Source organism: Hymenobacter daeguensis, from assembly GCF_054780555.1.
This window is the reverse complement of record NZ_BAAGWC010000010.1, coordinates 22,942-47,170: the sequence shown is the minus strand read 5'-3', so window position 1 is coordinate 47,170 and position 24,229 is coordinate 22,942. Positions and strand designations below refer to the sequence as shown.

Below are 24,229 nucleotides of genomic sequence, written 5' to 3'. Positions count from 1 at the left end.
CCCAACGGGACCAACGAAATTTCGGTTAAGACTACTTGGCACGTCCGGCGACGGTCCGGCCAATGGTTTCTTTTGGCAACCTGCCAAATGGTTTTGAGGCAAGCCTCAGGTTTTGGGAGTGCAAAGGTAGCAGGCTTACAGGGTTTTTGCAAGGGCAGTGTGGAAATTCCTGCGCTATACTAGCAGCTACAATGGCGAACAGAGCTGAATCTAGCTATTAGCTGATAGAGCGGAACAAGCGGCTCCACCGGATTTTGTGCAGGAAGTCAGCATTGGGGTCGAGGGAAAGCCACACGAAGATGGCCTTGCCCACAATGTGGTCTTCGGGTACGAAACCCCAGAAGCGGGAGTCTTCGGAGTTGTGGCGGTTGTCGCCCATCATGAAGTAGTAGTTCTGCTTCATGGTATAGCGGGTGAGCGGCCGGCCGTTTTGCTGAATCATGCCATCCGTCCAAGTAATGCCCTGGTTGTGCTCGTACTGCGCCACGATTTTGTAGTAGACCGCCGCGTTGGCCCGCGTGAGGGTGATGGTCTGGCCCTTCTTCGGCACGGGCAAGGGGCCGTACTGGTCGAGTTGCCAATGATGGGGCGCGGCACTAGTGGCGGTTGATACATCGAAGTCAGCTGCGTCGGGGAACAGTTGGACTTCGTAAGGCAGCACGGTCAGGGATTTCACGTAGGGCTGCTGACGGAAGTAGTTGGCCAACGCAGTGGGGCAACTGATGACAAAACCCGACTGCCCGGTAACCGGGTCGGCCACGACCTGGGGAATGCCATCGGGCTCCCGGTAATCGACTACGCCGTGCTCGCGCAGCGCTTGGCGGATTTCATCGTTGGGCGCGGGCACGGCCATGAAGTAGGTGGTTTGGGGATGGCCGGCTACCGCACCCGGCTGGCCTTTGAGGAACACTTGACCGTGGCGGATTTCCAGCGTATCGCCGGCCACCGCGATGCAGCGCTTGATGAGGTTGGTGCGCAGGTCGGCGGGGCGCTGGGGTTCGTGCGGCACGTGGAAGACTACGACATCGTTGCGCTGCACCGAGCTGAACCCCGGGAAGCGGTAAGTGGGCAGCTGAATGAGGTCGGAATAGCTTTGCGGGCCTTTTTCCCAGAGGGTTTGGTGCGTGAGGGGTACCTGCAAGGGCGTTTGGGGCGTGATGGGGCCGTAGTGCAGCTTGCTTACGAACAGGTAATCGCCCACCAACAGGGTGCCCTCCATGCTTTCGGAAGGAATAGTGTAGGCTTCCACCGCCGACCAGCGCAGCAGCGTGGCGGCCACCACCGCAAAAATCAGTGAGTCGGCCCACTCCTGGGTTCTGGTTTTGGGCGGCTTGGGCGCGGGGTTGGGAGTAGCGCGTTTGGTCTGGAAGAAGGGTATCCGCATGGGTTCCGGCTGAAAAGAGAGTGAAACGATAGCCACGGCAGCGCCGCAGCCACAAGGGGTGCTTTAACGCACTAGCAGACCAAATAGTACGGCTTATCTATATACCTGCTCTTTCGCCCCTACTACCTCACTCCTCCCCCACCCACCCGGCGCGCATCTGAAGAAACTCAAGGGGCGGCAGGCTCGGCAGATACATCCTGAGTACAAAAGAGGGTTGCCCAATAATAGAGCAACCCTCTTTTCATATTTAAACACCTATTCTGAAAAATTATCAGGGTCTGCTTTACTCAAATACTTCTTCAGGCTTTTCTTATTTGCGAAGACTGGATGAACGGCTTTCATAAACCGATTCACAACCTCCTCGCTATCGGCATACACTAAAAATGTATCTCCCTCTTCGTCAAATTCTAAATGGTCCAGAACCTGCGGGTCTTTCTCATGTAGTATTGCACTGATGTGTTCCACCCATGAAGGCCCATTGCCACCAAAGCCGTACTCTTCAAACAACTCATAATAGCCGTCTATTTCGCCTACCGGCGCTTGAATACAGTAGCGGCGCTTCTCTGCTTCTGGTTCAACAGGAGTAACTTTTGTTACGCTGAAAGGGAATGGATTTTCCACAGGTGGGGCAGATAATTTTTCAGGAGAATGCTTATCGGTACAACCGATTATTAGACAAAAGAAAAAGCCCAAGCATAGCAATGCAAGGGCTTTTTCTTTTGTAAACATATCCGTGCTGGATACTACCAGCTCGATTTGGTCACACCGGGAATTTTACCGGCGAGAGCCATTTCGCGGAAACGCACGCGGCTGATGCCAAACTTGCGCATGTAGCCGCGGGGACGGCCGTCAATCATGTCGCGGTTGTGCAGGCGCACGGGCGAAGCGTTTTTGGGCAGCTTGTCGAGACCTTCGTAGTCGCCGGCAGCTTTCAGAGCCTTGCGCTTCTCAGCGTAGCGGGCCACGGTGGCAATGCGCTTGCGCTCCCGTGCTTTGATGGATTCTTTAGCCATGAGTTCGGAAGATTAAGCGTCTTTTTTAGCGTTGGCGAAAGGCATGCCGAAAGCTTTCAGCAGCTCGTAGCTCTGCTCATCGTTCTCAGCCGTGGTCACGAACGTGATGTCCATGCCCGAGATGCCTTTGATTTTGTCAATCGAGATTTCGGGGAAGATGATTTGCTCCTTCACGCCGAGCGTGTAGTTGCCACGACCATCGAAACCCTTGTCGTTGATGCCTTTGAAGTCACGTACGCGGGGCAGGGCCACCGTCAGCAGACGGTCCATGAACTCGTACATTTTCTCGCCGCGCAACGTCACTTTCGCACCGATGGGCATGCCTTCGCGGAGCTTAAAGTTCGACACCGATTTCTTGGCGATGGTGGCAATGGCTTTCTGGCCGGTGATAACCGTCAGTTCTTCCACGCCGTTGTCGACCAATTTCTTGTCGGCTACCGCCGCGCCAATGCCGCGGTTGATGCAGATTTTGGTGATACGGGGTACCTGCATGATGCTCTTGAACTGGAATTTCTCCTGGAGCGCGGGTACAACGTCTTTTTTATAAATGTCTTTGAGACGGGCCATGATGGTGGGGGCTGCTTAAGCCGTTTTGGCAGAGGCACGCTTGGCTTTGGCAGGGGCAGCCGGAGCTGCGGCCGCTGCGGCGCCTTTGCGCACCCGCTCACCGGTGGTGGGGTTGATAGCCTGCACGTTGCTCACGTGCATGGGCGCCTCCATCTTGGTGATGCCGCCCTGGGGCGATTTGGCGCTCGGCTTGTTGTGTTTCGTCACCAGGTTCAGGCCCTCAACGGTTACGCGCTGAGTCACCCGGTTTACCGACTTGATAACGCCGGTTTTGCCCTTTTCGTCGCCAGCAATCACCTTCACGGTATCGCCCGACTTTACGTGCAGTTGCACGGGGTCTGCTTTTCTGATAGCCATGGCTTAGAGTACTTCGGGGGCTAGAGATACGATTTTCATGAACTGACGCTCGCGCAGCTCACGGGCCACTGGGCCGAAGATGCGCGTGCCGCGGGGCTCGTCGTTATTGTTGAGCAACACGGCGGCGTTGTCGTCGAAGCGAATGTACGAACCGTCTTTGCGGCGCACTTCCTTCTTCACACGTACCACCACGGCCTTGCTCACGGTGCCTTTCTTGGCGTTGCCCGAAGGGATAGCCGACTTAATGGCTACCACAATCTTGTCGCCAACGCTGGCGTATTTCTTGCCCGTGCCACCCAAAACGCGGATGCAGAGGACTTCCTTGGCGCCGCTGTTGTCGGCCACCGTCAGGCGGGATTCTTGCTGTATCATCGGTTCAGATTATTTAGCGCGTTCAACAATTTCAACCAGGCGCCACCGCTTGGTCTTGCTCAGCGGACGGGTGCTCATGATGCGCACCGTGTCGCCTTCGCCGCACTCGTTTTTCTCGTCGTGGGCGTGGAATTTCGTGGTTTTGGTCACGAACTTGCCGTACTTGGGGTGCTTTTGTTTCTGCACCACAGCCACGGTGATGGACTTGTCCATCTTCGAGCTCGTTACCGTGCCGGTGATTTCCTTGCGCATGTTGCGCGAGTCTTCAGCTACGGCTTGGTCTTGGGTTGTTACGTCGGTTGCCATCGGAATTAAGCGGGGTTAGAGGCCTGCTCGTTGTTCCGACGAGTCTGCTCGGTGAGCAAGCGGGCGACGTTTTTACGGTTGGCCTTGAGGCGGGCGGGGTTTTCCAGGGGCGAAATCGCGTGGGCGAAACGCAGCTGCTGGCCCTGAGCCTGCTCGGTTTTGATTTGCTCTTTCAGCTGGTCAGCGGAAAGGCCTTTGAGGTCGGTCTTGTTCTTCATGACTTAAGCAGCGTCCGTATAGTCGCGGCGAACCACGAATGAAGTTTTTACGGGGAGCTTCTGAGCCGCCAGACGCAGCGATTCTTTAGCTACTTCCAGCGACACACCGTCCGACTCGAACATGATTTGGCCGGGCTTCACGCAGGCTACCCAATACTCGGGCGAGCCTTTGCCTTTACCCATGCGCACCTCAGCGGGCTTCTTGGTAATTGGCTTGTCGGGGAAAATGCGAATCCATACTTGCCCTTCGCGTTTCATGGCGCGGGTCATGGCGATACGGGCAGCCTCAATTTGGCGAGCCGTAATCCAAGACACTTCCAGCGACTTGATAGCGAACGAACCGAAGTCAATGGAGCTGCCGCGGTAGGCGAGGCCTGTTACGCGACCCTTTTGCATCTTGCGATACTTGGTCCTTTTCGGTTGTAACATTTTAATTTATTGTAAAGAGAGTGTTCTGAAGAGAGAGGAGCGAACAGCCGAACATTTCGCTTCGTTCACCAAAAGCGGCAAACGAAGCGAAATGGCTTGACTTTGTTCTAGCGACGCGGGCCGCGAGCGGCACCGCCAGCAGCACCACCGCCTTGGGCGGGGCCGTTGCGACGAGGACCGGCATTGTCGCCAGCACCGCCACGGGGGCCACGGTCGTTGCCGCCACGGCCACCGGCACCACCGTCACGACGGGGGCCACGGTCGCCTTCGCGACGCTCACCACGCGGGCCGCGGTCGTCACGACGACCACCACCTTCGCCGCCACCGGGGTTGGTGAGCTGCTGGTTGGGCGAGAGGTCGGGCTTGCCGAACACCTCACCGCGCATTACCCACACCTTAATGCCGATTTTGCCATATACGGTCTGAGCTTCCGACAAAGCGTAGTCGATATCGGCGCGCAGCGTGTGCAGCGGCGTACGACCTTCTTTGTACTGCTCCGAACGGGCGATTTCAGCACCGCCAAGACGGCCACCGCACTGAATCTTGATGCCTTCGGCACCAACACGCATTGCAGCCTGAATCGACATCTTCATGGCGCGACGGAAGGAGATACGAGCGGCCAGCTGCTGGGCGATGCTCTCGCCTACCAGTTTGGCATCCAACTCCGGACGCTTGATTTCGAAGATGTTGATTTGAACGTCTTTGCTGGTGATTTGCTTCAGCTCGTCCTTAATCTTGTCAACTTCCTGACCGCCTTTACCGATTACCACACCCGGACGAGCCGTGTTGATGGTGATGGTGATGCGCTTCAGGGTGCGCTCAATCACAATGCGGCTGATGCCACCTTTCTGAATGCGAGCGTTGATGTACTTGCGGATTTTCTCGTCCTCCACCAGTTTCTCGGCGAAGTCCTTGCCGCCGTACCAGTTGGAGTCCCAGCCCTTAATCACGCCGAGGCGGAAGCCGGTTGGATTTACTTTTTGTCCCATGTGTGGTTAGGCGTTGGCTTCGGTTTCGGTGGAAGCGGTTTTAGCGGCTTGCGCCTGGGCGGCTTTGGAACCGGCCTTTTCAACCTTCGTGTCGATTTTCAGCGTCACGTGGTTGCTGCGCTTACGAATACGGTGGCCACGGCCCTGGGGGGCGGGGCGCAGACGCTTCAGCTGACGGCCTTCATCCACGAAAATTTCGCTGATGTACAGGTTGGCGTCTTCGATGCGCTCGTCTTCGTTGTGCTGCTGCCAGTTGGCCAAGGCCGAAAGGAGCAGTTTCTCAATCTTCTCGGCGCCGATGTTGGCTTCGAAGCGCAACAGGCCGAGGGCCTGAGTCACTTTCTTGCCGCGCACGAGGTCGGCCACCAAACGCATCTTGCGAGGCGAGGTCGGCACATTGCGGAGTTTTGCTACTGCTTCCATCTTAGCGCTTGCCTTTATCTTTTTTGGCGACGTGACCACGGAAGTTGCGCGTCGGGGCGAATTCGCCCAACTTGTGTCCTACCATGTTCTCGGTCACATACACCGGGATGAACTTATTGCCGTTGTGAACAGCGAACGTGTGGCCAACGAAATCCGGGGAAATCATCGAGCGGCGCGACCAAGTCTTCACCACCGATTTCTTACCAGCCGTTTCGAGTGCCGTGACTTTCTTTTCCAGCCGGAAGTCAATGTACGGCCCTTTTTTGAGTGAACGTGCCATATATTACTTCTTGCCTTTGCGGCTCACAATCAGGTTCTCCGAATACTTGTTCTTGTTGCGGGTCTTCTGACCCTTGGCCAGAATACCGTTGCGGCTCCGCGGGTGACCACCCGACGATTTGCCTTCGCCACCACCCATGGGGTGGTCGACAGGGTTCATTACCACACCACGAACGCGGGGACGACGACCAGCCCAGCGGTTACGGCCGGCTTTGCCCATCACGGTGTTCATGTGGTCGCCGTTCGATACAGTACCAACGGTGGCCATGCAGGTAACGAGCACCATGCGCATCTCGCCCGAAGGCAATTTCAGCGTGGCGTATTTCTCTTCGCGGGCTACGATTTGAGCGTAGGTACCGGCTGAGCGAGCCATTGCGGCGCCCTGGCCGGGCTGCAACTCGATGTTGTGGAGGATGGTACCGAGGGGAATCTCGCGCAGCGGCAGGGTGTTGCCTACTTCGGGAGCGACGCCGGGGCCCGACACAATCTTCGCGCCGACCGTCATGCCGGCGGGAGCGATGATGTAACGCTTCTCACCATCGGCGTAGTTGACGAGGGCGATGCGCGCAGTGCGGTTGGGGTCGTACTCGATGGACTTCACGACGGCCGGAACACCGGCTTTGTCGCGCTTGAAGTCCACGATGCGGTACTGGGTTTTGTGACCACCGCCGATGTAGCGGTTGGACATTTTACCGGAAGAGTTCCGGCCACCCGATTTGCTGAGGGAAGTCATCAGCGACTTCTCCGGGGTCGACGTCGTAATCTCGTCGAACGCCGGCGCAACGCGGAAGCGCTGCCCTGGGGTTGTTGGTCTGAGTTTTTTAAGTGCCATTACTAGCTAGTTGTGCTTTTGCGGCGAAAAATTTGAGGCGAAGCTGGGTCGGCCTAGAGGTTGCCGTAGAAGTCGATAACGTCGCCTTCTTTCACGGTAACAATGGCTTTCTTGCCGTGGGCGCGACGACCGGAAACCTGGCCGCCTTTAGTGCCTTTCGACTTCATTTTGCCAATGGTGCGCATCGTGTTGATTTCGGTTACCGTCACGCCGTACAGCGATTCGATGTCCTTTTTGATTTGCACTTTGTTGGCGGTGCGCTCCACTTCGAACGTGTAGCGACCTTTCTCGTTCAGGCCGGTGGCCTTTTCGGTAACGATGGGGCGTTTCAGGGTGCTCATTATTCGGCGGTGCTATAGAGTTCAACCAATGAAGCCATGCCGTCTTCCGAAATCAGGAGCGTGTCCGTGTTCAGCAGGTCGTGGGTGTTGATGCCTACCGGGGTAGCCACTTTCACTTTCTGCAGGTTACGGGCGCTGAGGAGAACATTCTTGTTAGCCTCGCCGGTGAGGAGCATGGTCTTTTTGCCGTTGTTCAGCTTGAGGCCGTCCAGAATGGCAACGAAGTCCTTGGTGCGGGGAGCCGTCATGGCAATGTTCTCCACAACGGAGATTTTGCCATCCTTCGCCAGGCTCGACAGAGCCGAGAGGCGAGCTACGCGCTTGGTCTTCTTGTTCAGCTTGAAGCCGTAGTCGCGGGGCTGGGGACCGAACATACGGCCACCACCAACGAATACACCCGACTTCATGCTGCCGGCGCGGGCACCGCCCGTACCTTTTTGTTTCTTGAGCTTCTTCGTGGTGCCGTGCACCTCGTTGCGCTGCTTGGACTTGTGCGTGCCCTGGCGCTGGTTGGCCAGGTACTGCTTCACGTCCAGGTACATCACGTGCTCGTTTACTTCGAGACCGAAGATGGCGTCAGACAGGGTCACTTTGCGGCCGGTGTCTTCGCCTTTGAGGTTATATACTGCGAGTTCCATCGTACTAGTCTATTTCTCGATTACCACGTAAGAATTCTTCGCGCCGGGAATCGAGCCGCTCACCAGAATCAGGTTCTTGTCGCCTACTACGCGCATCACCTTCAGGTTCTGCACTTTCACGCGGTCATTGCCCATGCGGCCACCCATGCGCATTCCTTTGAATACGCGCGAAGGCCACGAGCACGCACCGATAGAACCGGGGTGACGCAGACGGTTGTGCTGGCCGTGGGTCTGGCCACCAACACCCTGGAAGTTGTAACGCTTTACAACGCCCTGAAAACCCTTGCCTTTGGAAGTGCCTACTACGTCCACAAACTCGCCCTCTTCGAAGAGAGTCGCGTCGATGGTAGCGCCAGCGGCGTAGGTCGATTCGGCGTCGAGGCGGAATTCAACCAATTTTTTCTTGGGGGTCGTACCGGCTTTTTTGAAGTGACCAACCAAAGCTTTGGTGGTGTTCTTCTCTTTTTTCTCGCCGTACCCAATTTGAATGGCGGTGTAACCGTCATTCGCGATAGTCTTAACCTGCGTCACTACGCACGGACCCGCTTCGATGAGCGTGCAGGGAATGTTTTTCCCATCCGGAGTGAAGAGGCTTGTCATACCGATTTTTTTACCGATGATGCCAGGCATTCTATTTGGTTATTAATGAACACAAAAAGAAAACGGCCGAGTGCCGTTTTCGCTAAGGGAGTGCAAAGATAGAAAAAAAGCTCGGGCTATCCCAACGGTGTTCAGAAATATTTTCTCCGTGAGGCTGTTAGCTACAATTTCGGGGCAAAAACAAACGCTACTCTCCTCTCCAAGCCAAGGCAAGCAGATGCGTCAGGCAGGACGCCAGACAGGGTCTTCTTCTTCGCATGGTAGGGAGCCCTGAAGCGCTAACATTAGAAAGAACACCACGAACGCCAAGCCAATCTGCGTCTCAAGCGTGTATTCGACCAGAAACGACAACGCAATGCTGACATACTGGGCTAGCAGCAGCGGTGCGCATTTGCCGCGCGCCCACCAGGCCGGATAAAACAGGCTCACGCAGAAGATAAGCAGCCCTACAAGGCCGTAAGCAGCAAGGTTATATAAGAATTGGTTGTGTGGCTGAATGTAAAACTCTTCCGTCATGTCAGGATAAAGGGAAGCGTAGCGCTTGGCCATCTCTCCTTCCAGATTTGGCTTGCCTACTCCCAATAGCGGATGGTCACGCCAGACTTCAACCGCTGCTTCGTAGGAATACACCCGAGCTGCAATGGAGAAATTTTTGCCTTCTGCGCTTTCACGCACCTTGCTAACGTCCTCCTGAGTATTATAAACCTTATTCCGGAAGGTAGGAAATACCAAATAGCTGAATGCCGGCAGCGCCAACAGAATCAGCGCCAGCAAACCGGCGCGCTTCCATTCGCGCTGCCGCACGACTAACCAGATAATCGCAATACCTGCCAGGGCATAAAAGGTCATTTCTCCGCTGCGCACAGCTAATAAATGCAGAAACAACGCCAGCATAACGAGGGCGCCAATTAGCCAAGGACGCCAGGCTTCTTTAATAGCTCGGTGTGTTAGCATGAGTACGCCGGCGGCTATGGCCAGCGTGATGAGCAAACTGAAGCGAATATGTTCCGGCTCGGTCGGCATCACCTTGGAATGGAGATACATCTCGTTGATGTGGCTGAAATCGAGCAGGTAGTTTACTGTCGCGCCTGTTGCGGCAAGCGTTGTTAGTCCGATTAAGAGCCCCCATAATGCACGCAAATAGCGGCCAGGCAGGGCGGGCAGCAGCCAGAATGCCAAGGGCAGCAGCAGAAAAGGCAATTGCATCACTACATCCTTGCCGTATTCATCCAAGTTAATGCTTTCGGTGTGCAGGCCGGCTGCCAGATGCAAGCCAAATACAAGAGCCAGACTGCCGAATACCGGCCACATGGCCCAATTGGCAACTCGGTGATGGACGAAAGCATAAACCAGCCCCGTAGCCGTGAGGCCAGCCATGCCAATGCTGGGAAGCACACGCACCCAATTGGCCACGAAAATGCCCACAATTATGCATCCGCAAAAGAAAAGGGCGGCTTTATGTAATCGGGCAAGAGTGAAAAGAGAAAGCATCAATGCAGAAAAGTGGCTGCGCAAGTTCCAAAGAAAAAGCCCTACTGCAGCTAGCGCAGTAGGGCTTTAACTCAATTAATGCTGAAATCGGTGCCTCAGACTTTGATTTCTACGTCAACGCCGCTGGGCAGTTCGAGCTTCATCAGGGCATCAACAGTCTTCGACGAGGTCGAGAAGATGTCCACGAGACGCTTGTAGGTACAGAGCTGGAACTGCTCCCGGCTCTTCTTGTTCACGTGGGGCGAGCGCAGCACGGTGAACTTCTCCTTTTGGGTCGGCAAAGGAATCGGACCGCTTACGATGGCACCGGTGGCCTTCACAGCTTTCACGATTTTCTCGGCCGATTTGTCTACGAGGTTGTGGTCGTAGCTTTTCAGCTTAATGCGAATTTTCTGGTTCATTGTGGTTGGTGGAGGCCGATTGCCTCCGTTTTGAAAAGCTTTGATTTGAATGGTTAGCGGTGAATGATGAATGGTTAATGTGAGGCTTGCTCTTTATTAACCATTCATCATTCACCATTCGCCATCACTTATTTACCTCCTTTGGTTTTGGCAACAATAGCATCTGCCAGGTTGCTCGGCACTTGCTCGTAGTGCGAGAACGTGAGCGAAGCCGAAGCGCGACCCGACGAAATCGTGCGGAGCGCGGTTACGTAGCCGAACAGCTCCGACAGCGGAACATCGGCCTTGATAACCTGGGCACCGGCTTTGGTGTCCATGCCTTTCATCAGACCACGACGACGGTTCAAGTCACCGGTTACGGGACCCGTGTACTCGTCGGGGCACACCACTTCAACAGCCATGATGGGCTCCAGCAATTTCGGGCCGGCCTTCTTGGCAGCCTCACGGAAACCGTCACGGGCGGCGAGTTCGAACGACAGGGCGTCCGAGTCAACGTCGTGGAACGAACCGTGGTACAGACGCACCTTCATGGCTTCGAGCGGGAAGCCAGCCAGCGGGCCACGTTTCATGGCTTCTTCGAAACCTTTTTGGATGGGCTGGATGAATTCGCGGGGGATAACACCGCCCACAATGGCGTTGTCAAATTCCAAACCGGGCTTTTCGGGCTCCAGCTCTTTCGGGCCGAGTTCGAAAACGATGTCGCCGAATTTACCACGGCCACCGGTCTGCTTCTTATAGGTTTCGCGGTGGTCAACTTTCTTGGTGAGAATCTCCTTGTAGGCCACCTGCGGAGCGCCCTGGTTGATTTCCACTTTGAATTCACGACGCATGCGGTCGATGATGATTTCCAAGTGCAGCTCGCCCATACCACGCAGGATGGTCTGGCCGGTTTCCTCGTCGGTGTTCACGCGCAGCGTGGGGTCTTCCTCGATGAGCTTGGCGATGGCCATACCCATTTTGTCAACGTCGGCCTGCGTTTTCGGCTCGATGGCGTAGCCGATTACCGGCTCGGGGAAGCTCATGGACTCCAGAACCATGGGGCTCTTCTCGTCGGTCAGCGTATCACCGGTTTTGATGTCCTTGAAGCCCACACCAGCGGCAATGTCACCAGCCTGAATCTTGTCGATGGGGTTCTGCTTGTTGGAGTGCATCTGCATCAGGCGCGAGATACGCTCCTTCTTACCGGTGCGGTTGTTGAGTACGTACGAGCCCGAGTCGAGCACGCCGCTGTAGCAACGGAAGAAGCACAGACGGCCCACGAAGGGGTCGGTGGCAATTTTGAACGCCAGGGCGGTGAATGGCTCCGAGTTGTCGGGGTGACGCTCCACTTCCTCGCCGCTCTCGGGGTTAGTACCGATGATGGCGGGCATGTCGAGGGGCGAGGGCAGGTAGGCCATTACGGCATCCAGCATGGTCTGCACACCCTTGTTCTTGAAGGCCGAGCCGCAGAGCACGGGCGAGAACTTCATGTCGATAACCGCCTTGCGGATTACCACCATCATCTCCTCGCGGGTGATGGAGTCCGGGTCGTCGAAGAATTTCTCCATCAGCGTGTCGTCGTATTCGGCAACGCTTTCCACGAGCTTCTCGCGCCATTCGGCTACGGTGTCAACGAGGTCCTCGGGCACGGGGATTTCGTCGTACGATTTGCCTTCGGTTTTGTCGTCCCACACAATGGCTTTGCCGGTGAGCAGGTCAACTACGCCTTTGAAGGTGTCTTCCGCGCCAATCGGAATCTGCAGGGGAATGGGGTTAGCGCCCAGCTTCTCCTTGATTTCGTTTACGGCCTTGAAGAAGTCGGCACCGGCGCGGTCCATCTTGTTCACGAAGCAGATGCGGGGCACCTTGTACTTGTCGGCCTGACGCCATACGGTTTCCGACTGCGGCTCTACGCCCGATACGGCGCAGAACAGGGCCACGGCACCGTCGAGCACACGCAGCGAACGTTCTACTTCTACCGTGAAGTCAACGTGGCCGGGGGTGTCAATCAGGTTGATTTTGTACTGCTTGGTTTCCGCAGTCGGGTCACCCTTGATGTCGGTGGGGTAATTCCAGAACGTGGTGGTGGCAGCCGAGGTAATCGTGATGCCGCGCTCCTGCTCCTGCTCCATCCAGTCCATCGTGGCGGCACCATCGTGCACTTCCCCGATTTTGTGGGTCTTACCCGTGTAGTACAGAATACGCTCCGACGTCGTGGTCTTACCGGCGTCGATGTGCGCCATAATCCCGATGTTGCGGAGGTAATAAAGGTCTTTGTTAACGGCCATTTTGCAATGAGTGATTGAGTGAATAAGCGAATGAGTGAATCAGTGATTAGGTTCCGTTAGGGGCAAATCACTCATTCACTCATTCACTCATTCACCGTTTAGAAACGGAAGTGCGAGAAGGCCTTGTTGGCCTCGGCCATGCGGTGGGTGTCGTCCTTTTTCTTGACGGCAGCACCTTCGCCTTTGGCAGCGGCGATGATTTCGCCAGCCAGCTTGTCCTTCATGGTTTTCTCACCACGACGACGGGCGTACTGAATCATCCATTTGGCACCTACCGAAATGCGGCGGTCGGCGCGCACTTCAATCGGCACTTGGAAGGTGGCACCACCTACGCGGCGGCTTTTCACTTCCACGGTGGGCATCACGTTGTTCAACGCTTTGCGCCACATTTCGAGGCCGCTCTCCTTGGTGCGCTGCTCCACGAGGTCGCAGGCGTCGTAGAAGATGGTGTACGCCAGGTTTTTCTTGCCGTCGTACATCATGTAGTTCACAAAGCGGGTTACCAGCGTCTCCTTGTACTTAGGGTCCGGCAGCAAGATGCGCTTCTTCGGTTTTGACTTTCTCATGATTGATGTTAGGGACTTGGGGTCTTAGGGTCTTGGGGACTTAGTGTTGAACCGGGTTCGAAAACCAAGTCCCTAAGTCCCCAAGACCCCAAGCCCCTAATAATTATTTCTTCTTACCGGGTGCGGGTTTGCCACCTTTGCCCGTTGCGGCCACCTGACCTGGCTTCGGACGCTTGGCGCCGTACTTCGAGCGACGCTGCGTGCGGCCGTTAACACCGGCGGTGTCCAAGGCGCCACGGATGATGTGGTAGCGAACGCCTGGCAGGTCTTTTACCCGGCCACCACGAATCAGCACGATGCTGTGTTCCTGGAGGTTGTGGCCTTCACCGGGGATGTATGCGTTTACTTCCTTACCGTTGGTAAGGCGCACACGGGCCACTTTGCGCATAGCCGAGTTCGGCTTCTTAGGCGTGGTGGTGTACACACGGGTGCACACGCCCCGACGCTGCGGGCACGAATCAAGAGCGGGCGACTTCGACTTGGTAGTCAAAGCCTCACGGCCTTTCCGTACGAGTTGGTTAATGGTTGGCATTTAGCGAATGGTTTGTTTGGAGCCGTTTGCCCCTAAAATTTGGCTTGCAAAGGTAAGAGTATTCCGGCGCAATAGCAAACAGCGTGAAGATGTTAATTTTAGGAGTGCGGGTTTTGGCCTAAAAACGAAAGCGCCTCCACTGGAAAATGGAGGCGCTTTCGCAGCTAGAGCGTCTGGTTCAGCTTACCGCTTTCCGTAGTGATACCGGCACGCAATAATGAACAGTGTATCTCCTTTGGCTTCGTACACCAAACGGTGTTCGTGATTGATGCGGCGCGACCAGAAGCCGGACAGTTCACCTTTTAGCGGTTCCGGTTTGCCTGTTCCGGCAAATGGCGTGCGCAAGCATTCCTTCAAAAGCTGGTTGATTTTACGCAGAATTGCTTTGTCTGTCTCTTGCCAGTATTGGTAATGACCGAGTGCCTCAACCGAGAATGAAACAACGTTCATGCTTAGTCTGCGATTTCAACCTGCACAACTTCACCACGCCGCAGTTGGGCAATCGAACGACGCAAGCTCTCCGCATTGGCCTCCGAAGACAACAGATACTCCGTCGTGTCCTGCCTCTTCACTTCTGCCGATTTGCGGACGCGGCGAGGCCGGGGGTTTTTGACGTAGTTGATGCTGCTCAACATTTCGAGCATGAAAGCAACGCGGTCAGCGGGTACGTCGAAGACAATTTCCATAGCTAGTAAAGATAAAAAGCTGCGGAGAAATTCCCTACGCCTCCCCTACCGCGCCGCCGAAGTTCATCGGGTAGCTCGGGGCTTCGCTCTGCATCTTGATGGTGCCGAAAGCGGCTTCAAACCGCTCGATGTTCTCGGTGAGGGCTTGCAGGAGGCGCTTGGCGTGCTCGGGCGTGACGACGATGCGCGCTTTCACCTTGGCCTTGGGCAGGCCAGGCATCATGCGGATGAAGTCAATTACGAACTCGCTGTTGCTATGCGCAATCATGGCGAGGTTGGCGTATTCGCCCTCGGCCATGGCTTCGGAAAGCTCAATGTTGATGGCGTTGGGGTCCGGGTTTTGGTCGGTTGGTTGCATATCAGAGTTCAGATTTTGATTGCCATTCATTCAATACTGAACGAACTGCGGCGTAGGCAAAGAACAGGCTTAAGACGAGTAAGAAGAGGAACCAGATGAACATAAACACCTGTGGCCACATTTTTTCTAGAAAAGCAAAGTATGCAAATGGAATTGCGAGCAAATAGCGTCCCGATATATAGGCTAGCATTGCGCTGCCTGTTAGTACGGCAATGCTTATTAGTACTCTAAATGCGAAGTTTAGCCACCAGACACATTTCATGTATAGAAGTAAAACAGAAAAAGCCGACCGGGATACCCCAGTCGGCTTTTCCATTACAAACCTACGGCGGATTACTCAGCCGACACTTCGCGCTTGCCAGCACGGCTGGGGCGCTTGGCGGGAACGGCCGCTTCGGCCGCTTGGGCGGCTTGGGCAGCTTCCATCTCCTCTTTCGAGCCTACTACCTGACGCGTGTACTCGCGCAAGCCAGTACCGGCCGGGATGAGGTGACCAACGATTACGTTCTCCTTCAGGCCCAACAGCTGGTCGGCCTTACCGCGGATGGCGGCTTCGCTCAACACTTTGGTCGTTTCCTGGAAGGAAGCAGCCGAAATGAACGAGGCCGTGCCCAGCGAGGCCTGCGTGATGCCCTGCAGCGTGGGACGCGATACCGAAGGCTGCGCGTCGCGCACTTGCACGAGGGCAAGGTCGCGGCGTTTCAGGCTGCTGTTCTCGTCGCGGAGGCGACGAGCCGTCACAATCTGACCAGGCTTCAGGTTGGTCGAGTCACCGGCTTCGGTCACCACTTTCATGTCGATAATCATGTCGTTCTCGGCCATGAAGATGATTTTGTCAATCACCTGGTTTTCGAGGAACGACGTGTCACCGGCATCCAGAATCACGACTTTCTGCATCATCTGGCGAACGACTACCTCGATGTGCTTATCGTTGATTTTCACACCCTGCAAGCGGTACACTTCCTGAATCTCGTTCACGAGGTACTCCTGCACGGCGCCGGGGCCCTGAATGCTCAGGATGTCCGAAGGCGTGATGGCACCATCCGACAGCGGCATGCCGGCGCGGATGAAGTCGTTGTCCTGCACCAAAATGTGCTTCGACAGCGGCACCATGTATTTTTTCTTCACGCCGTCTTTCGACTCCACGAAGATTTCACGGTTGCCACGCTTCACGGTGCCGTAGGTTACGACGCCATCGATTTCCGATACCACGGCGGGGTTCGACGGGTTCCGGGCTTCGAAAAGCTCGGTCACACGCGGCAGACCACCGGTGATGTCGCGGGTTTTGCCCACCGAGCGCGGAATCTTGGCCAGGATGTGACCAGCCGAGATTTTATCGTTGTTCTCCACGTTCAGGTGCGAGCCTACCGGAATGCTGTACGCCTTCTGGCCTTCCACATCGCCCTTCTTGCCGGGGCGAATGATGATGGACGGGTTCTGGTCCTTGGCTTTCGATTCGATAATCACCTTCTCGCGGTGGCCGGTCTGCTCGTCCGACTCCTCGCGGTAGGTGATGCCTTCCGTGATGGCATCGAACTGCACGGTACCATCGAACTCGGCCAGAATAACGGCGTTGTACGGGTCCCAGGTGTTCAGCTCGGTGCCTTTCTCCACTTCCTGGCCTTCCTCTACCAGCATGAAGGAGCCGTAGGGAACGTGGTTGGACGTGAAGACGCGGCCGGTGCCTTTCTCCACGATGCGGATTTCGCCCGAGCGGCCCATTACTACGGCACCCTTGCGCCCTTCGGCGTCGGTGGTAGCCACGGTACGAACGTCTTCGAACTCCACCACACCGGCGAATTTGGCTTTGATGCTCGATTCAACGGCGATGTTGGAAGCCGTACCACCTACGTGGAAGGTACGCAGGGTCAGCTGCGTGCCGGGCTCACCAATCGACTGGGCGGCGATAACACCCACGGCCTCGCCACGCTGCACCATGCGGCCCGAAGCCAGGTTGCGGCCGTAGCACTTGGCGCAGATGCCGCGCTTGCTTTCGCAGGTCAGCACCGAACGGATTTCCACCGACTCGATGCCGGCCAAGTCGATACGACGGGTCGTGTCTTCCTTGATTTCCGAGCCCGAGGCCAGAATCACTTCGTTGGTGTTGGGGTCCACGATGTCGTGAACGGTCACACGGCCGAGGATACGCTCCGACAGCGGCTCCACGATGTCCTCGTTGTCTTTCAACGCGAAGGTTTCGATGCCGCGGAGGGTACCGCAGTCCTGCTCGTTCACAATCACGTCCTGCGACACGTCTACCAGACGACGGGTCAGGTAACCGGCATCAGCCGTCTTCAGAGCCGTGTCGGCCAGACCCTTACGGGCGCCGTGCGTCGAGATGAAGTACTCGATTACGTCGAGGCCTTCTTTGAAGTTCGACAGAATCGGGTTTTCGATAATCTCGCCAATCGAGCCTTGCAGCGACTTCTGGGGCTTGGCCATCAGACCACGCATCCCGCCCAGCTGACGAATCTGCTCGCGCGAGCCGCGGGCCCCCGAGTGCATCATCATGTAGATAGAGTTGAAGCCCTGGTTTTCTTTCTCCAGACGGCCCATCAACGTTTCCGTAATCTGGTTGTTGATGCGCGTCCAGATGTCGATAACTTGGTTATAACGCTCGTTGTCCGTAATCAGACCCATCTGGTAGTTCTGGGTTACGGCCGCTACGTCGGCTTGCGCCTGCTTCACCAGCTCATCTTTCTCTTTCGGAATGTTGATGTCGCCCAGACCCATGCTCAGACCGCCTTTGTAGGCCGACTGGAAACCGAGGGTCTTGATGTCATCGAGGAACTGCGCGGTGCGGGCCATGCCCGTGCGCTTGAACACTAGCGAGATGATTTGCTGGAGCTTCTTCTTGGTCAGCAGCTCGTCCACGAAGCCTACTTCCTCGGGCACGAGCTGGTTGAACAGCACGCGGCCGGCCACGGTGTCAACCACCTTGGTTACGAGGTCGTCGTTTTCGTCGCGCACTTTGGTACGCACCTTAATGAAGGCGTGCTTCGAGAGCTGGCCTTCGTTGATGGCGATAACAACTTCTTCGTCCGAGTAGAACATCCGGTCTTCGCCCAGAATCTTCTCGTTCTCGGTGCTGCGCTTGCCTTTGGTCACATAATACAGACCCAGAACCATGTCCTGCGACGGTACCGCGATGGGCGCGCCGTTGGCGGGGTTCAGGATGTTGTGCGACGCCAGCATGAGCATCGAAGCTTCCAGGATAGCGGCCGGGCCGAGGGGCACGTGCACAGCCATCTGGTCACCGTCAAAGTCAGCGTTGAAGGCCGTACAAACGAGGGGGTGCAGCTGGATAGCCTTGCCCTCGATGAGGCGCGGCTGGAATGCCTGGATACCCAAGCGGTGCAGCGTAGGAGCCCGGTTGAGGAGCACCGGGTGGCCTTTCAGCACATTTTCCAGGATGTCCCACACCACGGCATCCTTGCGGTCCACAATTTTCTTGGCCGACTTCACCGTCTTCACAATGCCGCGCTCGATGAGCTTGCGGATGATGAACGGCTTGAACAGCTCGGCCGCCATGTTCTTGGGCAGGCCGCACTCGTGCAGCTTCAGCTCGGGGCCTACCACGATTACCGAACGGCCCGAGTAGTCGACCCGCTTACCGAGCAGGTTCTGACGGAAGCGGCCCTGCTTGCCTTTCAGCATATCGGACAGCGACTTCAGGGCGCGGTTGCCTTCGGCGCGCACGGCGTTCACCTTACGCGAGTTGTCGAACAGCGAGTCCACGGCTTCCTGCAGCATGCGCTTCTCGTTGCGCAGAATCACCTCGGGCGCCTTGATTTCAATCAGACGCTTGAGGCGGTTGTTGCGGATGATAACGCGACGGTACAGGTCGTTCAGGTCGGACGTGGCGAAACGGCCACCGTCCAACGGCACGAGCGGGCGCAGCTCCGGCGGAATCACCGGCACCATGCGGATTACCATCCACTCGGGCTTGTTCTCGATGCGGGTAGCGGCGTCGCGGAAAGCTTCCACTACGCGCAGGCGCTTCAGCGCCTCAGCTTTACGCTGCTGCGAAGTTTCGTGCGCGGCAGAGTCACGCAGCGAGTAGCTCAGCTCGTCCAGGTTGATGCGCTCCAGCAGCATGTGCAGGGCATCGGCCCCCATACGGGCGATGAACTTGTTGGGGTCCTCGTTGGGCAGCATCTGGTTCTCCCGGGGGAGTTTGTCGATGATGTCCAGGTATTCGTCCTCGGTGAGGAAGTCGAGCACTTGCACGCCTTCTTCCGCCAGCGAACCGGGCTGAACAACGACGTATCGCTCGTAATAGATAATTTGGTCGAGCTTCTTGGTGGGCAAGCCCAGCAGGTAGCCGATTTTGTTGGGCAGCGACTTGAAGTACCAGATGTGGGCAACGGGCACCACCAGTTCGATGTGGCCCATGCGCTCACGACGCACCTTCTTCTCGGTCACCTCCACGCCGCAACGGTCGCAGATAATGCCCTTGTAGCGGATACGCTTGTACTTACCACAGTGGCATTCCCAGTCCTTCACAGGACCGAAAATCCGCTCGCAGAACAGGCCACCCATTTCGGGCTTGTACGTGCGGTAGTTGATGGTTTCAGGCTTCACCACTTCGCCGGTGCTGCGCTCCAGAATTGCTTCGGGCGAGGCCAGCGAGATGGTAACTTTGGAGAAGTCCTGAACTACTTTCTTGTTTTTTGCGAAAGCCATTTGATTGGGGTTAAGCTAGTAGCTGTTGGCTTTGAGCTGCCTGATTCTTCGCCGTTCGCCAGAAGGGCGCAAGAGAATCAAAACAGGTTGACGCTTTAAAAAGTGCCTTTGCTTAACAGATAGGTATGTCGGGCAAAGGCACTTGAAAAAGGTCGAAAATTTAAATCCGACGGCAGGGCGGAACGATGGGAAGGCCTTCGATTAAGATTCACTGGGGGGGTTGATGCTGCACTGACCATATCTCGGAACAGCCCCCGCTCCTCTTTCACCGAAGCGTTTTCTCACCTTTCGTTACCAGAGTCGCTCAGTTAGCGCCTCCTGTTGCCTGCCGGCAGGTCGACTAATGGTTAACAGTTAGTGGTTAACGATTAATCACTAATCGTTAACCACTAACCATTATTCACTATTCCATCGTGATTTCGAGTGCCAGACCACGGAGCTCGTGGAGCAACACGTTGAACGACTCGGGGATGTTCGGCTTGGGCAGAACGTCACCTTTTACAATGGCTTCGTACGCTTTCGCGCGGCCCACCACGTCATCCGATTTCACGGTCAGGATTTCCTGGAGCACGTTGGAAGCACCGAAGGCCTCCAGCGCCCACACTTCCATCTCGCCGAAGCGCTGGCCACCGAACTGCGCCTTACCACCCAGCGGCTGCTGCGTGATGAGTGAGTACGGCCCGATGGAACGAGCGTGCATCTTGTCGTCAACCAAGTGACCGAGCTTGAGCATGTAAATCACACCCACGGTTACCGGCTGGTCGAAACGGTCGCCCGTCAGGCCATCGTGCAGGTACGCACGACCCCAGTCGGGCAGGCCAGCCTCGGTCAGCTCGCGAGCTACTTCGTCCTCGGTAGCGCCGTCGAAAATCGGAGTCGAATACGTCCGACCCATTTTCAGCCCAGCCCAGCCCAGTACGGTCTCGTAAATCTGACCGATGTTCATGCGGCTTGGTACACCCAGCGGGTTCAACACGATGTCCATCGGCGTGCCGTCGGGCAGGAAGGGCATGTCCTCATCGCGCACGATGCGGGCTACTACCCCCTTGTTACCGTGGCGGCCGGCCATTTTGTCACCCACCTTCAGCTTGCGCTTCTTGGCGATGTAAACCTTGGCCAACTGTACGATGCCGGCGGGCAGCTCGTCGCCCACTTCCAGAGTGAAGCGCTGACGCTTGAACTTCGCGGTGATGGTGTTGCGGCGCTTGGCGTAGTTACGCACCAGTTCCAGTACCAGGCCATTCACGCGGGCGTCGGCCGTCCAGCCTTCCAGAATCAGGTCCTTGAACAGGTTTACTTCTTCCGGAACAGCGTAGTTGCTTTCGTCCTTATAAGGGTTCTTCTCGGGGAAAAGACCTTCGGTGATGTTTTTGCGGTTGAACTTCACGCCCTTGGCAATCATCTCCTCGCCGAAGCGGTGCTTGATGCCCTGGCTCGTTTTGCCTTCCAGCAACTGCACCAGCTTGTCAATCATGATGGCTTTCACGCCACGCAGCTCCTGCGCGTAGGTCGACTTAAGGTCTTCCACTTCCTTCTTCGACTTGGCTCGGAGGTTTTTGTCTTTCTTCGGACGCGAGAAGAGCTTGGTACCAATCACCACACCCTGCAAGGAGGGCGGCGCTTTGAGGGAAGCATCCTTCACATCGCCGGCCTTGTCGCCAAAGATGGCGCGGAGCAGCTTCTCTTCCGGAGTCGGGTCCGTCTCGCCTTTCGGCGTGATTTTACCAATCAGGATGTCGCCTTCTTTCACTTCGGCGCCAAGGCGGATGATGCCGTTGTCGTCGAGGTTGCGCACGGCTTCTTCGCTTACGTTCGGAATCTCCGAGGTCAGCTCTTCTTCGCCGCGCTTGGTCTCGCGCACTTCCAGCTCAAATTCCTCAATGTGAATCGAGGTGAAAATGTCGTCGCGCACCACACGCTCCGAGATGACGATGGCATCCTCGAAGTTGTAACCCTGCCACGGCATGAAAGCCACCTGCATGTTGCGGCCCAGGGCGAGTTCGCCCTGGTTGGTGCCGTAGCCTTCGCAAAGCGCCTGGCCTTTGGTCACCCGCTCGCCGCGCTTCACGAGCGGCGTCAGGTTGAGGCAGGTGTCTTGGTTAGTGCGACGGAACTTGATGAGGTCGTAGGTAATCCGCTCGGCATCAAAGCTCACCATGATGTCGTCCTCCGAGAGGTCGTACTTCACGACAATCTTATTAGCGTCCACGAAGTCAATCACGCCCTCGCCTTCGGCCATAATTAGCGTGCGCGAGTCGGTGGCAATGCGGCCTTCCAGACCCGTGCCCACAATCGGGGCCTCGGGACGGAGCAGCGGCACGGCCTGGCGCTGCATGTTCGAGCCCATGAGCGCACGGTTGGCGTCATCGTGCTCCAGGAACGGAATCAGCGAGGCGGCTACCGATACAATCTGGTTTGGGGCCACGTCCATGTAGGAGTACTCCTCGGGGCTTACCACAGGGAAGTCGCCTTCGAAACGGCCTTTCACCAGCTCCTGGGTCAGTTTGCCATTGTCGTCCAGCAGCGAGTTGGCCTGGGCGATGTGGTGCGTGTCTTCTTCCTCAGCGGTCAGGAACTTCACGTTCTCGCTCATGTCCACCTTGCCGGCCTTCACGTCGCGGTAAGGCGTCTCGATGAAGCCCATGGCATTCACGCGAGCGTGCACGCACAGCGACGAAATCAGACCGATGTTCGGGCCTTCCGGGGTTTCGATGGTGCACAGACGGCCGTAGTGGGTGTAGTGAACGTCACGTACTTCGAAACCAGCGCGCTCACGCGACAGACCTCCCGGCCCGAGTGCCGATACGCGGCGCTTATGCGTCACCTCAGCCAGCGGGTTGGTTTGGTCCATGAACTGCGACAGCTGGTTCGTACCGAAGAACGAATTAATCACGCTCGATAGGGTACGGGCGTTAATCAGGTCAACCGGTTTAAAATCCTCGTTGTCGCGCACGTTCATGCGCTCCTTGATGGTACGCGCCATCCGGGCCAGGCCCACGCCGAACTGGGCGTAAAGCTGCTCGCCCACGGTGCGTACACGGCGGTTGCTCAAGTGGTCAATGTCATCGACAATGGCCTTCGAGTTAATCAAGCCAATCAGGTACTTCACGATGAGGACGATGTCCTCATTGGTCAGCACCCGCGACTCTTGCGCCATGTCAATCTGCAGCTTCTTGTTAATCCGGTAGCGGCCCACTTCCCCGAGGTCGTAGCGCTTGTCCGAAAAGAACAGCTTTTGGATGATGTCGCGAGCAGTTTCTTCATCCGGAGCTTCCGTATTCCGGAGCTGGCGGTAAATCTGCTCCACGGCTTCCTTCTCCGAGTTGGAGTTGTCCTTCTGCAGCGTGTTGTAGATAATTGCGAAGTCCGCAATGTTCACGTTCTCACGGTGCAGAATTACCGACTTGGCGCCGGCCTCCAGAATCACGTCGATGTCAGCGTCCTCAATCGTGGCATCGCGCTCCAGCAACACTTCGTTGCGGTCGATGGATACCACTTCGCCGGTGTCCTCGTCCACGAAGTCTTCCGTCCAGGTGCGCAGCACCCGGGCAGCCAGCTTGCGGCCCACTACTTTCTTGAGGTTCTTCTTATCGGCCTTCACCTCTTCCGACAGCCCGAACAGGTCGAGGATGTCTTTGTCGGTGCCGTAGCCGATGGCGCGAAGCAGCGTCGTCACCGGGAATTTCTTCTTCCGGTCGATGTACGCGTACATCACGTTGTTCACGTCCGTGGCAAATTCAATCCACGAGCCTTTGAACGGAATAATACGGGCCGAATACAGCTTGGTGCCGTTCGTGTGCTTGCTCTGAGCGAAGAATACGCCCGGCGAGCGGTGCAGCTGCGATACGATAACACGCTCGGCGCCGTTGATAACGAACGAGCCCTTCACGGTCATGTATGGGATGTTCCCGAGGAACACCTCCTGCTCAATCGTTTCGAAGTCCTCGTTGTCCTTATCATTGCAAATCAAACGCAGCTTGGCCTTCAGCGGAACCGAATAAGTCAAACCACGGTCGATGCACTCGTCAACCGAATATTTCGGCGGGTCGACGTGGTAATCGATAAAGTTGAGCACGAAGTTTTCGCGCGAGTCCGAAATCGGGAAGTTCTCGGCGAACACTTTGAACAATCCTTCGTTAGAACGACGCTCGGCAGCGGTTTCCAACTGAAAGAATTCCTGGAACGAGCGCACTTGCACGTCCAGGAAGTCCGGGTACTCGATAACCTTCTTAATCTTGGCGAAATTGATTCGCTCGGCGGCCGTTTTCTTCAGGGCGGCCGTCTTTGCTTTCGGTGTAGCCAATGCGATGGGGATTAAAAGATGGACACAGAAGCGTAATGAAGGAAGCCGGGGTGGCGGCCCGTCAGCGGTGCGGTGCACTCCCTAACCACCTCTGCAACAAGATGGTTAGCTGACATAGCAAAAGCGCGAACCGAATAGCTCGCGCGGTTGACACGCTACAAACAGGAAAAGACCTGGCTAAGTTGCCAGGT

General features: G+C 56.4%; 26 protein-coding genes. All 26 read right to left on the bottom strand.

From position 1 onward, the window contains the following. Positions 1-217 precede the first annotated feature (217 nt). On the bottom strand, positions 218-1,384 hold the full coding sequence (lepB, locus tag ACYVHT_RS12745) for a signal peptidase I (protein WP_460552110.1): 1,167 nt from the start codon (positions 1,382-1,384) through the stop codon (positions 218-220). 255 nt (positions 1,385-1,639) lie between these two features. After that, positions 1,640-2,113: an Imm51 family immunity protein gene (locus tag ACYVHT_RS12740; RefSeq protein ID WP_460552107.1), complete on the bottom strand. Its 474-nt coding sequence runs from the start codon at positions 2,111-2,113 to the stop codon at positions 1,640-1,642. 14 nt (positions 2,114-2,127) lie between these two features. After that, complete coding sequence (rpsN, locus tag ACYVHT_RS12735; RefSeq protein ID WP_035567891.1) at positions 2,128-2,397, bottom strand: 30S ribosomal protein S14; 270 nt, start codon at positions 2,395-2,397, stop codon at positions 2,128-2,130. A gap of 12 nt (positions 2,398-2,409) precedes the next feature. Then, positions 2,410-2,964 carry a 50S ribosomal protein L5 gene (rplE, locus tag ACYVHT_RS12730; RefSeq protein ID WP_201985298.1) on the bottom strand — a complete coding sequence of 185 codons (555 nt, stop codon included), beginning with the start codon at positions 2,962-2,964 and terminating at the stop codon, positions 2,410-2,412. A gap of 15 nt (positions 2,965-2,979) precedes the next feature. Next, positions 2,980-3,297, bottom strand: coding sequence for a 50S ribosomal protein L24 (gene rplX / locus ACYVHT_RS12725; RefSeq protein WP_460552104.1), 318 nt, complete (start codon positions 3,295-3,297; stop codon positions 2,980-2,982). A 27-nt stretch (positions 3,298-3,324) separates the two neighbouring features. Beyond that, a complete protein-coding gene (rplN, locus tag ACYVHT_RS12720) occupies positions 3,325-3,693 on the bottom strand; it encodes a 50S ribosomal protein L14 (RefSeq protein WP_035567895.1) in 369 nt (122 codons plus the stop codon). Positions 3,694-3,702: 9 nt separating this feature from the next. Further along, the gene (gene rpsQ / locus ACYVHT_RS12715) at positions 3,703-3,999 is read right to left on the bottom strand and encodes a 30S ribosomal protein S17 (protein WP_196286022.1); all 297 of its coding nucleotides are present in this window, start codon (positions 3,997-3,999) and stop codon (positions 3,703-3,705) included. A 5-nt stretch (positions 4,000-4,004) separates the two neighbouring features. Beyond that, complete coding sequence (gene rpmC, locus ACYVHT_RS12710; protein WP_460552101.1) at positions 4,005-4,217, bottom strand: large ribosomal subunit protein uL29; 213 nt, start codon at positions 4,215-4,217, stop codon at positions 4,005-4,007. Between the two features lie 3 nt (positions 4,218-4,220). Next, positions 4,221-4,646, bottom strand: coding sequence for a 50S ribosomal protein L16 (rplP, locus tag ACYVHT_RS12705; RefSeq protein ID WP_046246580.1), 426 nt, complete (start codon positions 4,644-4,646; stop codon positions 4,221-4,223). Positions 4,647-4,753: 107 nt separating this feature from the next. Then, positions 4,754-5,635: a small ribosomal subunit protein uS3 gene (gene rpsC, locus ACYVHT_RS12700; protein WP_460552098.1), complete on the bottom strand. Its 882-nt coding sequence runs from the start codon at positions 5,633-5,635 to the stop codon at positions 4,754-4,756. Between the two features lie 6 nt (positions 5,636-5,641). Then, positions 5,642-6,058: a large ribosomal subunit protein uL22 gene (gene rplV, locus ACYVHT_RS12695; RefSeq protein WP_460499515.1), complete on the bottom strand. Its 417-nt coding sequence runs from the start codon at positions 6,056-6,058 to the stop codon at positions 5,642-5,644. 1 nt (position 6,059) lies between these two features. Continuing rightward, entirely contained in the window at positions 6,060-6,338 is a 279-nt protein-coding gene (rpsS, locus tag ACYVHT_RS12690; protein ID WP_068191730.1) for a 30S ribosomal protein S19, read from the bottom strand. 3 nt (positions 6,339-6,341) lie between these two features. Continuing rightward, complete coding sequence (gene rplB, locus ACYVHT_RS12685) at positions 6,342-7,169, bottom strand: 50S ribosomal protein L2 (protein ID WP_196291007.1); 828 nt, start codon at positions 7,167-7,169, stop codon at positions 6,342-6,344. Between the two features lie 53 nt (positions 7,170-7,222). Further along, complete coding sequence (rplW, locus tag ACYVHT_RS12680) at positions 7,223-7,510, bottom strand: 50S ribosomal protein L23 (RefSeq protein WP_208178125.1); 288 nt, start codon at positions 7,508-7,510, stop codon at positions 7,223-7,225. Next, complete coding sequence (rplD, locus tag ACYVHT_RS12675; protein WP_460552094.1) at positions 7,510-8,148, bottom strand: 50S ribosomal protein L4; 639 nt, start codon at positions 8,146-8,148, stop codon at positions 7,510-7,512. Before rplD ends, rplW begins: the two co-directional genes overlap by 1 nt. 9 nt (positions 8,149-8,157) lie before the next feature. After that, complete coding sequence (rplC, locus tag ACYVHT_RS12670) at positions 8,158-8,778, bottom strand: 50S ribosomal protein L3 (protein ID WP_196291005.1); 621 nt, start codon at positions 8,776-8,778, stop codon at positions 8,158-8,160. A gap of 192 nt (positions 8,779-8,970) precedes the next feature. Then, positions 8,971-10,263, bottom strand: a complete 1,293-nt coding sequence (locus tag ACYVHT_RS12665; RefSeq protein WP_460552091.1) for an O-antigen ligase family protein — start codon at positions 10,261-10,263, stop codon at positions 8,971-8,973. Between the two features lie 71 nt (positions 10,264-10,334). Then, positions 10,335-10,640 (bottom strand): 30S ribosomal protein S10, encoded by a 306-nt coding sequence (gene rpsJ / locus ACYVHT_RS12660; RefSeq protein WP_035567915.1) that lies wholly within the window; start codon positions 10,638-10,640, stop codon positions 10,335-10,337. A 128-nt stretch (positions 10,641-10,768) separates the two neighbouring features. After that, on the bottom strand, positions 10,769-12,907 hold the full coding sequence (gene fusA / locus ACYVHT_RS12655; RefSeq protein WP_460552088.1) for an elongation factor G: 2,139 nt from the start codon (positions 12,905-12,907) through the stop codon (positions 10,769-10,771). Between the two features lie 98 nt (positions 12,908-13,005). Then, entirely contained in the window at positions 13,006-13,473 is a 468-nt protein-coding gene (gene rpsG, locus ACYVHT_RS12650; protein ID WP_035567919.1) for a 30S ribosomal protein S7, read from the bottom strand. Between the two features lie 103 nt (positions 13,474-13,576). Then, positions 13,577-14,005 carry a 30S ribosomal protein S12 gene (rpsL, locus tag ACYVHT_RS12645; RefSeq protein WP_460552084.1) on the bottom strand — a complete coding sequence of 143 codons (429 nt, stop codon included), beginning with the start codon at positions 14,003-14,005 and terminating at the stop codon, positions 13,577-13,579. 183 nt (positions 14,006-14,188) lie between these two features. After that, the gene (locus tag ACYVHT_RS12640; RefSeq protein WP_460552081.1) at positions 14,189-14,455 is read right to left on the bottom strand and encodes a type II toxin-antitoxin system YoeB family toxin; all 267 of its coding nucleotides are present in this window, start codon (positions 14,453-14,455) and stop codon (positions 14,189-14,191) included. Positions 14,456-14,457: 2 nt separating this feature from the next. Beyond that, complete coding sequence (locus ACYVHT_RS12635) at positions 14,458-14,691, bottom strand: hypothetical protein (RefSeq protein ID WP_460552078.1); 234 nt, start codon at positions 14,689-14,691, stop codon at positions 14,458-14,460. A 34-nt stretch (positions 14,692-14,725) separates the two neighbouring features. Continuing rightward, complete coding sequence (locus ACYVHT_RS12630; protein ID WP_046245258.1) at positions 14,726-15,049, bottom strand: DUF3467 domain-containing protein; 324 nt, start codon at positions 15,047-15,049, stop codon at positions 14,726-14,728. Between the two features lie 333 nt (positions 15,050-15,382). Next, the gene (gene rpoC, locus ACYVHT_RS12625; RefSeq protein WP_460552075.1) at positions 15,383-19,735 is read right to left on the bottom strand and encodes a DNA-directed RNA polymerase subunit beta'; all 4,353 of its coding nucleotides are present in this window, start codon (positions 19,733-19,735) and stop codon (positions 15,383-15,385) included. Positions 19,736-20,138: 403 nt separating this feature from the next. Then, positions 20,139-24,008 carry a DNA-directed RNA polymerase subunit beta gene (gene rpoB, locus ACYVHT_RS12620; RefSeq protein WP_460552376.1) on the bottom strand — a complete coding sequence of 1,290 codons (3,870 nt, stop codon included), beginning with the start codon at positions 24,006-24,008 and terminating at the stop codon, positions 20,139-20,141. Positions 24,009-24,229: the final 221 nt, after the last annotated feature.

Bases quoted from the DNA above. Each gene is read 5' to 3' on its own strand.
- lepB (WP_460552110.1), bottom strand. From the start codon at position 1,384: ATGCGGATACCCTTCTTCCAGACCAAACGCGCTACTCCCAACCCCGCG.
- ACYVHT_RS12740 (WP_460552107.1), bottom strand. From the start codon at position 2,113: ATGTTTACAAAAGAAAAAGCCCTTGCATTGCTATGCTTGGGCTTTTTC.
- rpsN (WP_035567891.1), bottom strand. From the start codon at position 2,397: ATGGCTAAAGAATCCATCAAAGCACGGGAGCGCAAGCGCATTGCCACC.
- rplE (WP_201985298.1), bottom strand. From the start codon at position 2,964: ATGGCCCGTCTCAAAGACATTTATAAAAAAGACGTTGTACCCGCGCTC.
- rplN (WP_035567895.1), bottom strand. From the start codon at position 3,693: ATGATACAGCAAGAATCCCGCCTGACGGTGGCCGACAACAGCGGCGCC.
- rpsQ (WP_196286022.1), bottom strand. From the start codon at position 3,999: ATGGCAACCGACGTAACAACCCAAGACCAAGCCGTAGCTGAAGACTCG.
- rpmC (WP_460552101.1), bottom strand. From the start codon at position 4,217: ATGAAGAACAAGACCGACCTCAAAGGCCTTTCCGCTGACCAGCTGAAA.
- rplP (WP_046246580.1), bottom strand. From the start codon at position 4,646: ATGTTACAACCGAAAAGGACCAAGTATCGCAAGATGCAAAAGGGTCGC.
- rpsC (WP_460552098.1), bottom strand. From the start codon at position 5,635: ATGGGACAAAAAGTAAATCCAACCGGCTTCCGCCTCGGCGTGATTAAG.
- rplV (WP_460499515.1), bottom strand. From the start codon at position 6,058: ATGGAAGCAGTAGCAAAACTCCGCAATGTGCCGACCTCGCCTCGCAAG.
- rpsS (WP_068191730.1), bottom strand. From the start codon at position 6,338: ATGGCACGTTCACTCAAAAAAGGGCCGTACATTGACTTCCGGCTGGAA.
- rplB (WP_196291007.1), bottom strand. From the start codon at position 7,169: ATGGCACTTAAAAAACTCAGACCAACAACCCCAGGGCAGCGCTTCCGC.
- rplW (WP_208178125.1), bottom strand. From the start codon at position 7,510: ATGAGCACCCTGAAACGCCCCATCGTTACCGAAAAGGCCACCGGCCTG.
- rplD (WP_460552094.1), bottom strand. From the start codon at position 8,148: ATGGAACTCGCAGTATATAACCTCAAAGGCGAAGACACCGGCCGCAAA.
- rplC (WP_196291005.1), bottom strand. From the start codon at position 8,778: ATGCCTGGCATCATCGGTAAAAAAATCGGTATGACAAGCCTCTTCACT.
- rpsJ (WP_035567915.1), bottom strand. From the start codon at position 10,640: ATGAACCAGAAAATTCGCATTAAGCTGAAAAGCTACGACCACAACCTC.
- fusA (WP_460552088.1), bottom strand. From the start codon at position 12,907: ATGGCCGTTAACAAAGACCTTTATTACCTCCGCAACATCGGGATTATG.
- rpsG (WP_035567919.1), bottom strand. From the start codon at position 13,473: ATGAGAAAGTCAAAACCGAAGAAGCGCATCTTGCTGCCGGACCCTAAG.
- rpsL (WP_460552084.1), bottom strand. From the start codon at position 14,005: ATGCCAACCATTAACCAACTCGTACGGAAAGGCCGTGAGGCTTTGACT.
- ACYVHT_RS12640 (WP_460552081.1), bottom strand. From the start codon at position 14,455: ATGAACGTTGTTTCATTCTCGGTTGAGGCACTCGGTCATTACCAATAC.
- ACYVHT_RS12635 (WP_460552078.1), bottom strand. From the start codon at position 14,691: ATGGAAATTGTCTTCGACGTACCCGCTGACCGCGTTGCTTTCATGCTC.
- ACYVHT_RS12630 (WP_046245258.1), bottom strand. From the start codon at position 15,049: ATGCAACCAACCGACCAAAACCCGGACCCCAACGCCATCAACATTGAG.
- rpoC (WP_460552075.1), bottom strand. From the start codon at position 19,735: ATGGCTTTCGCAAAAAACAAGAAAGTAGTTCAGGACTTCTCCAAAGTT.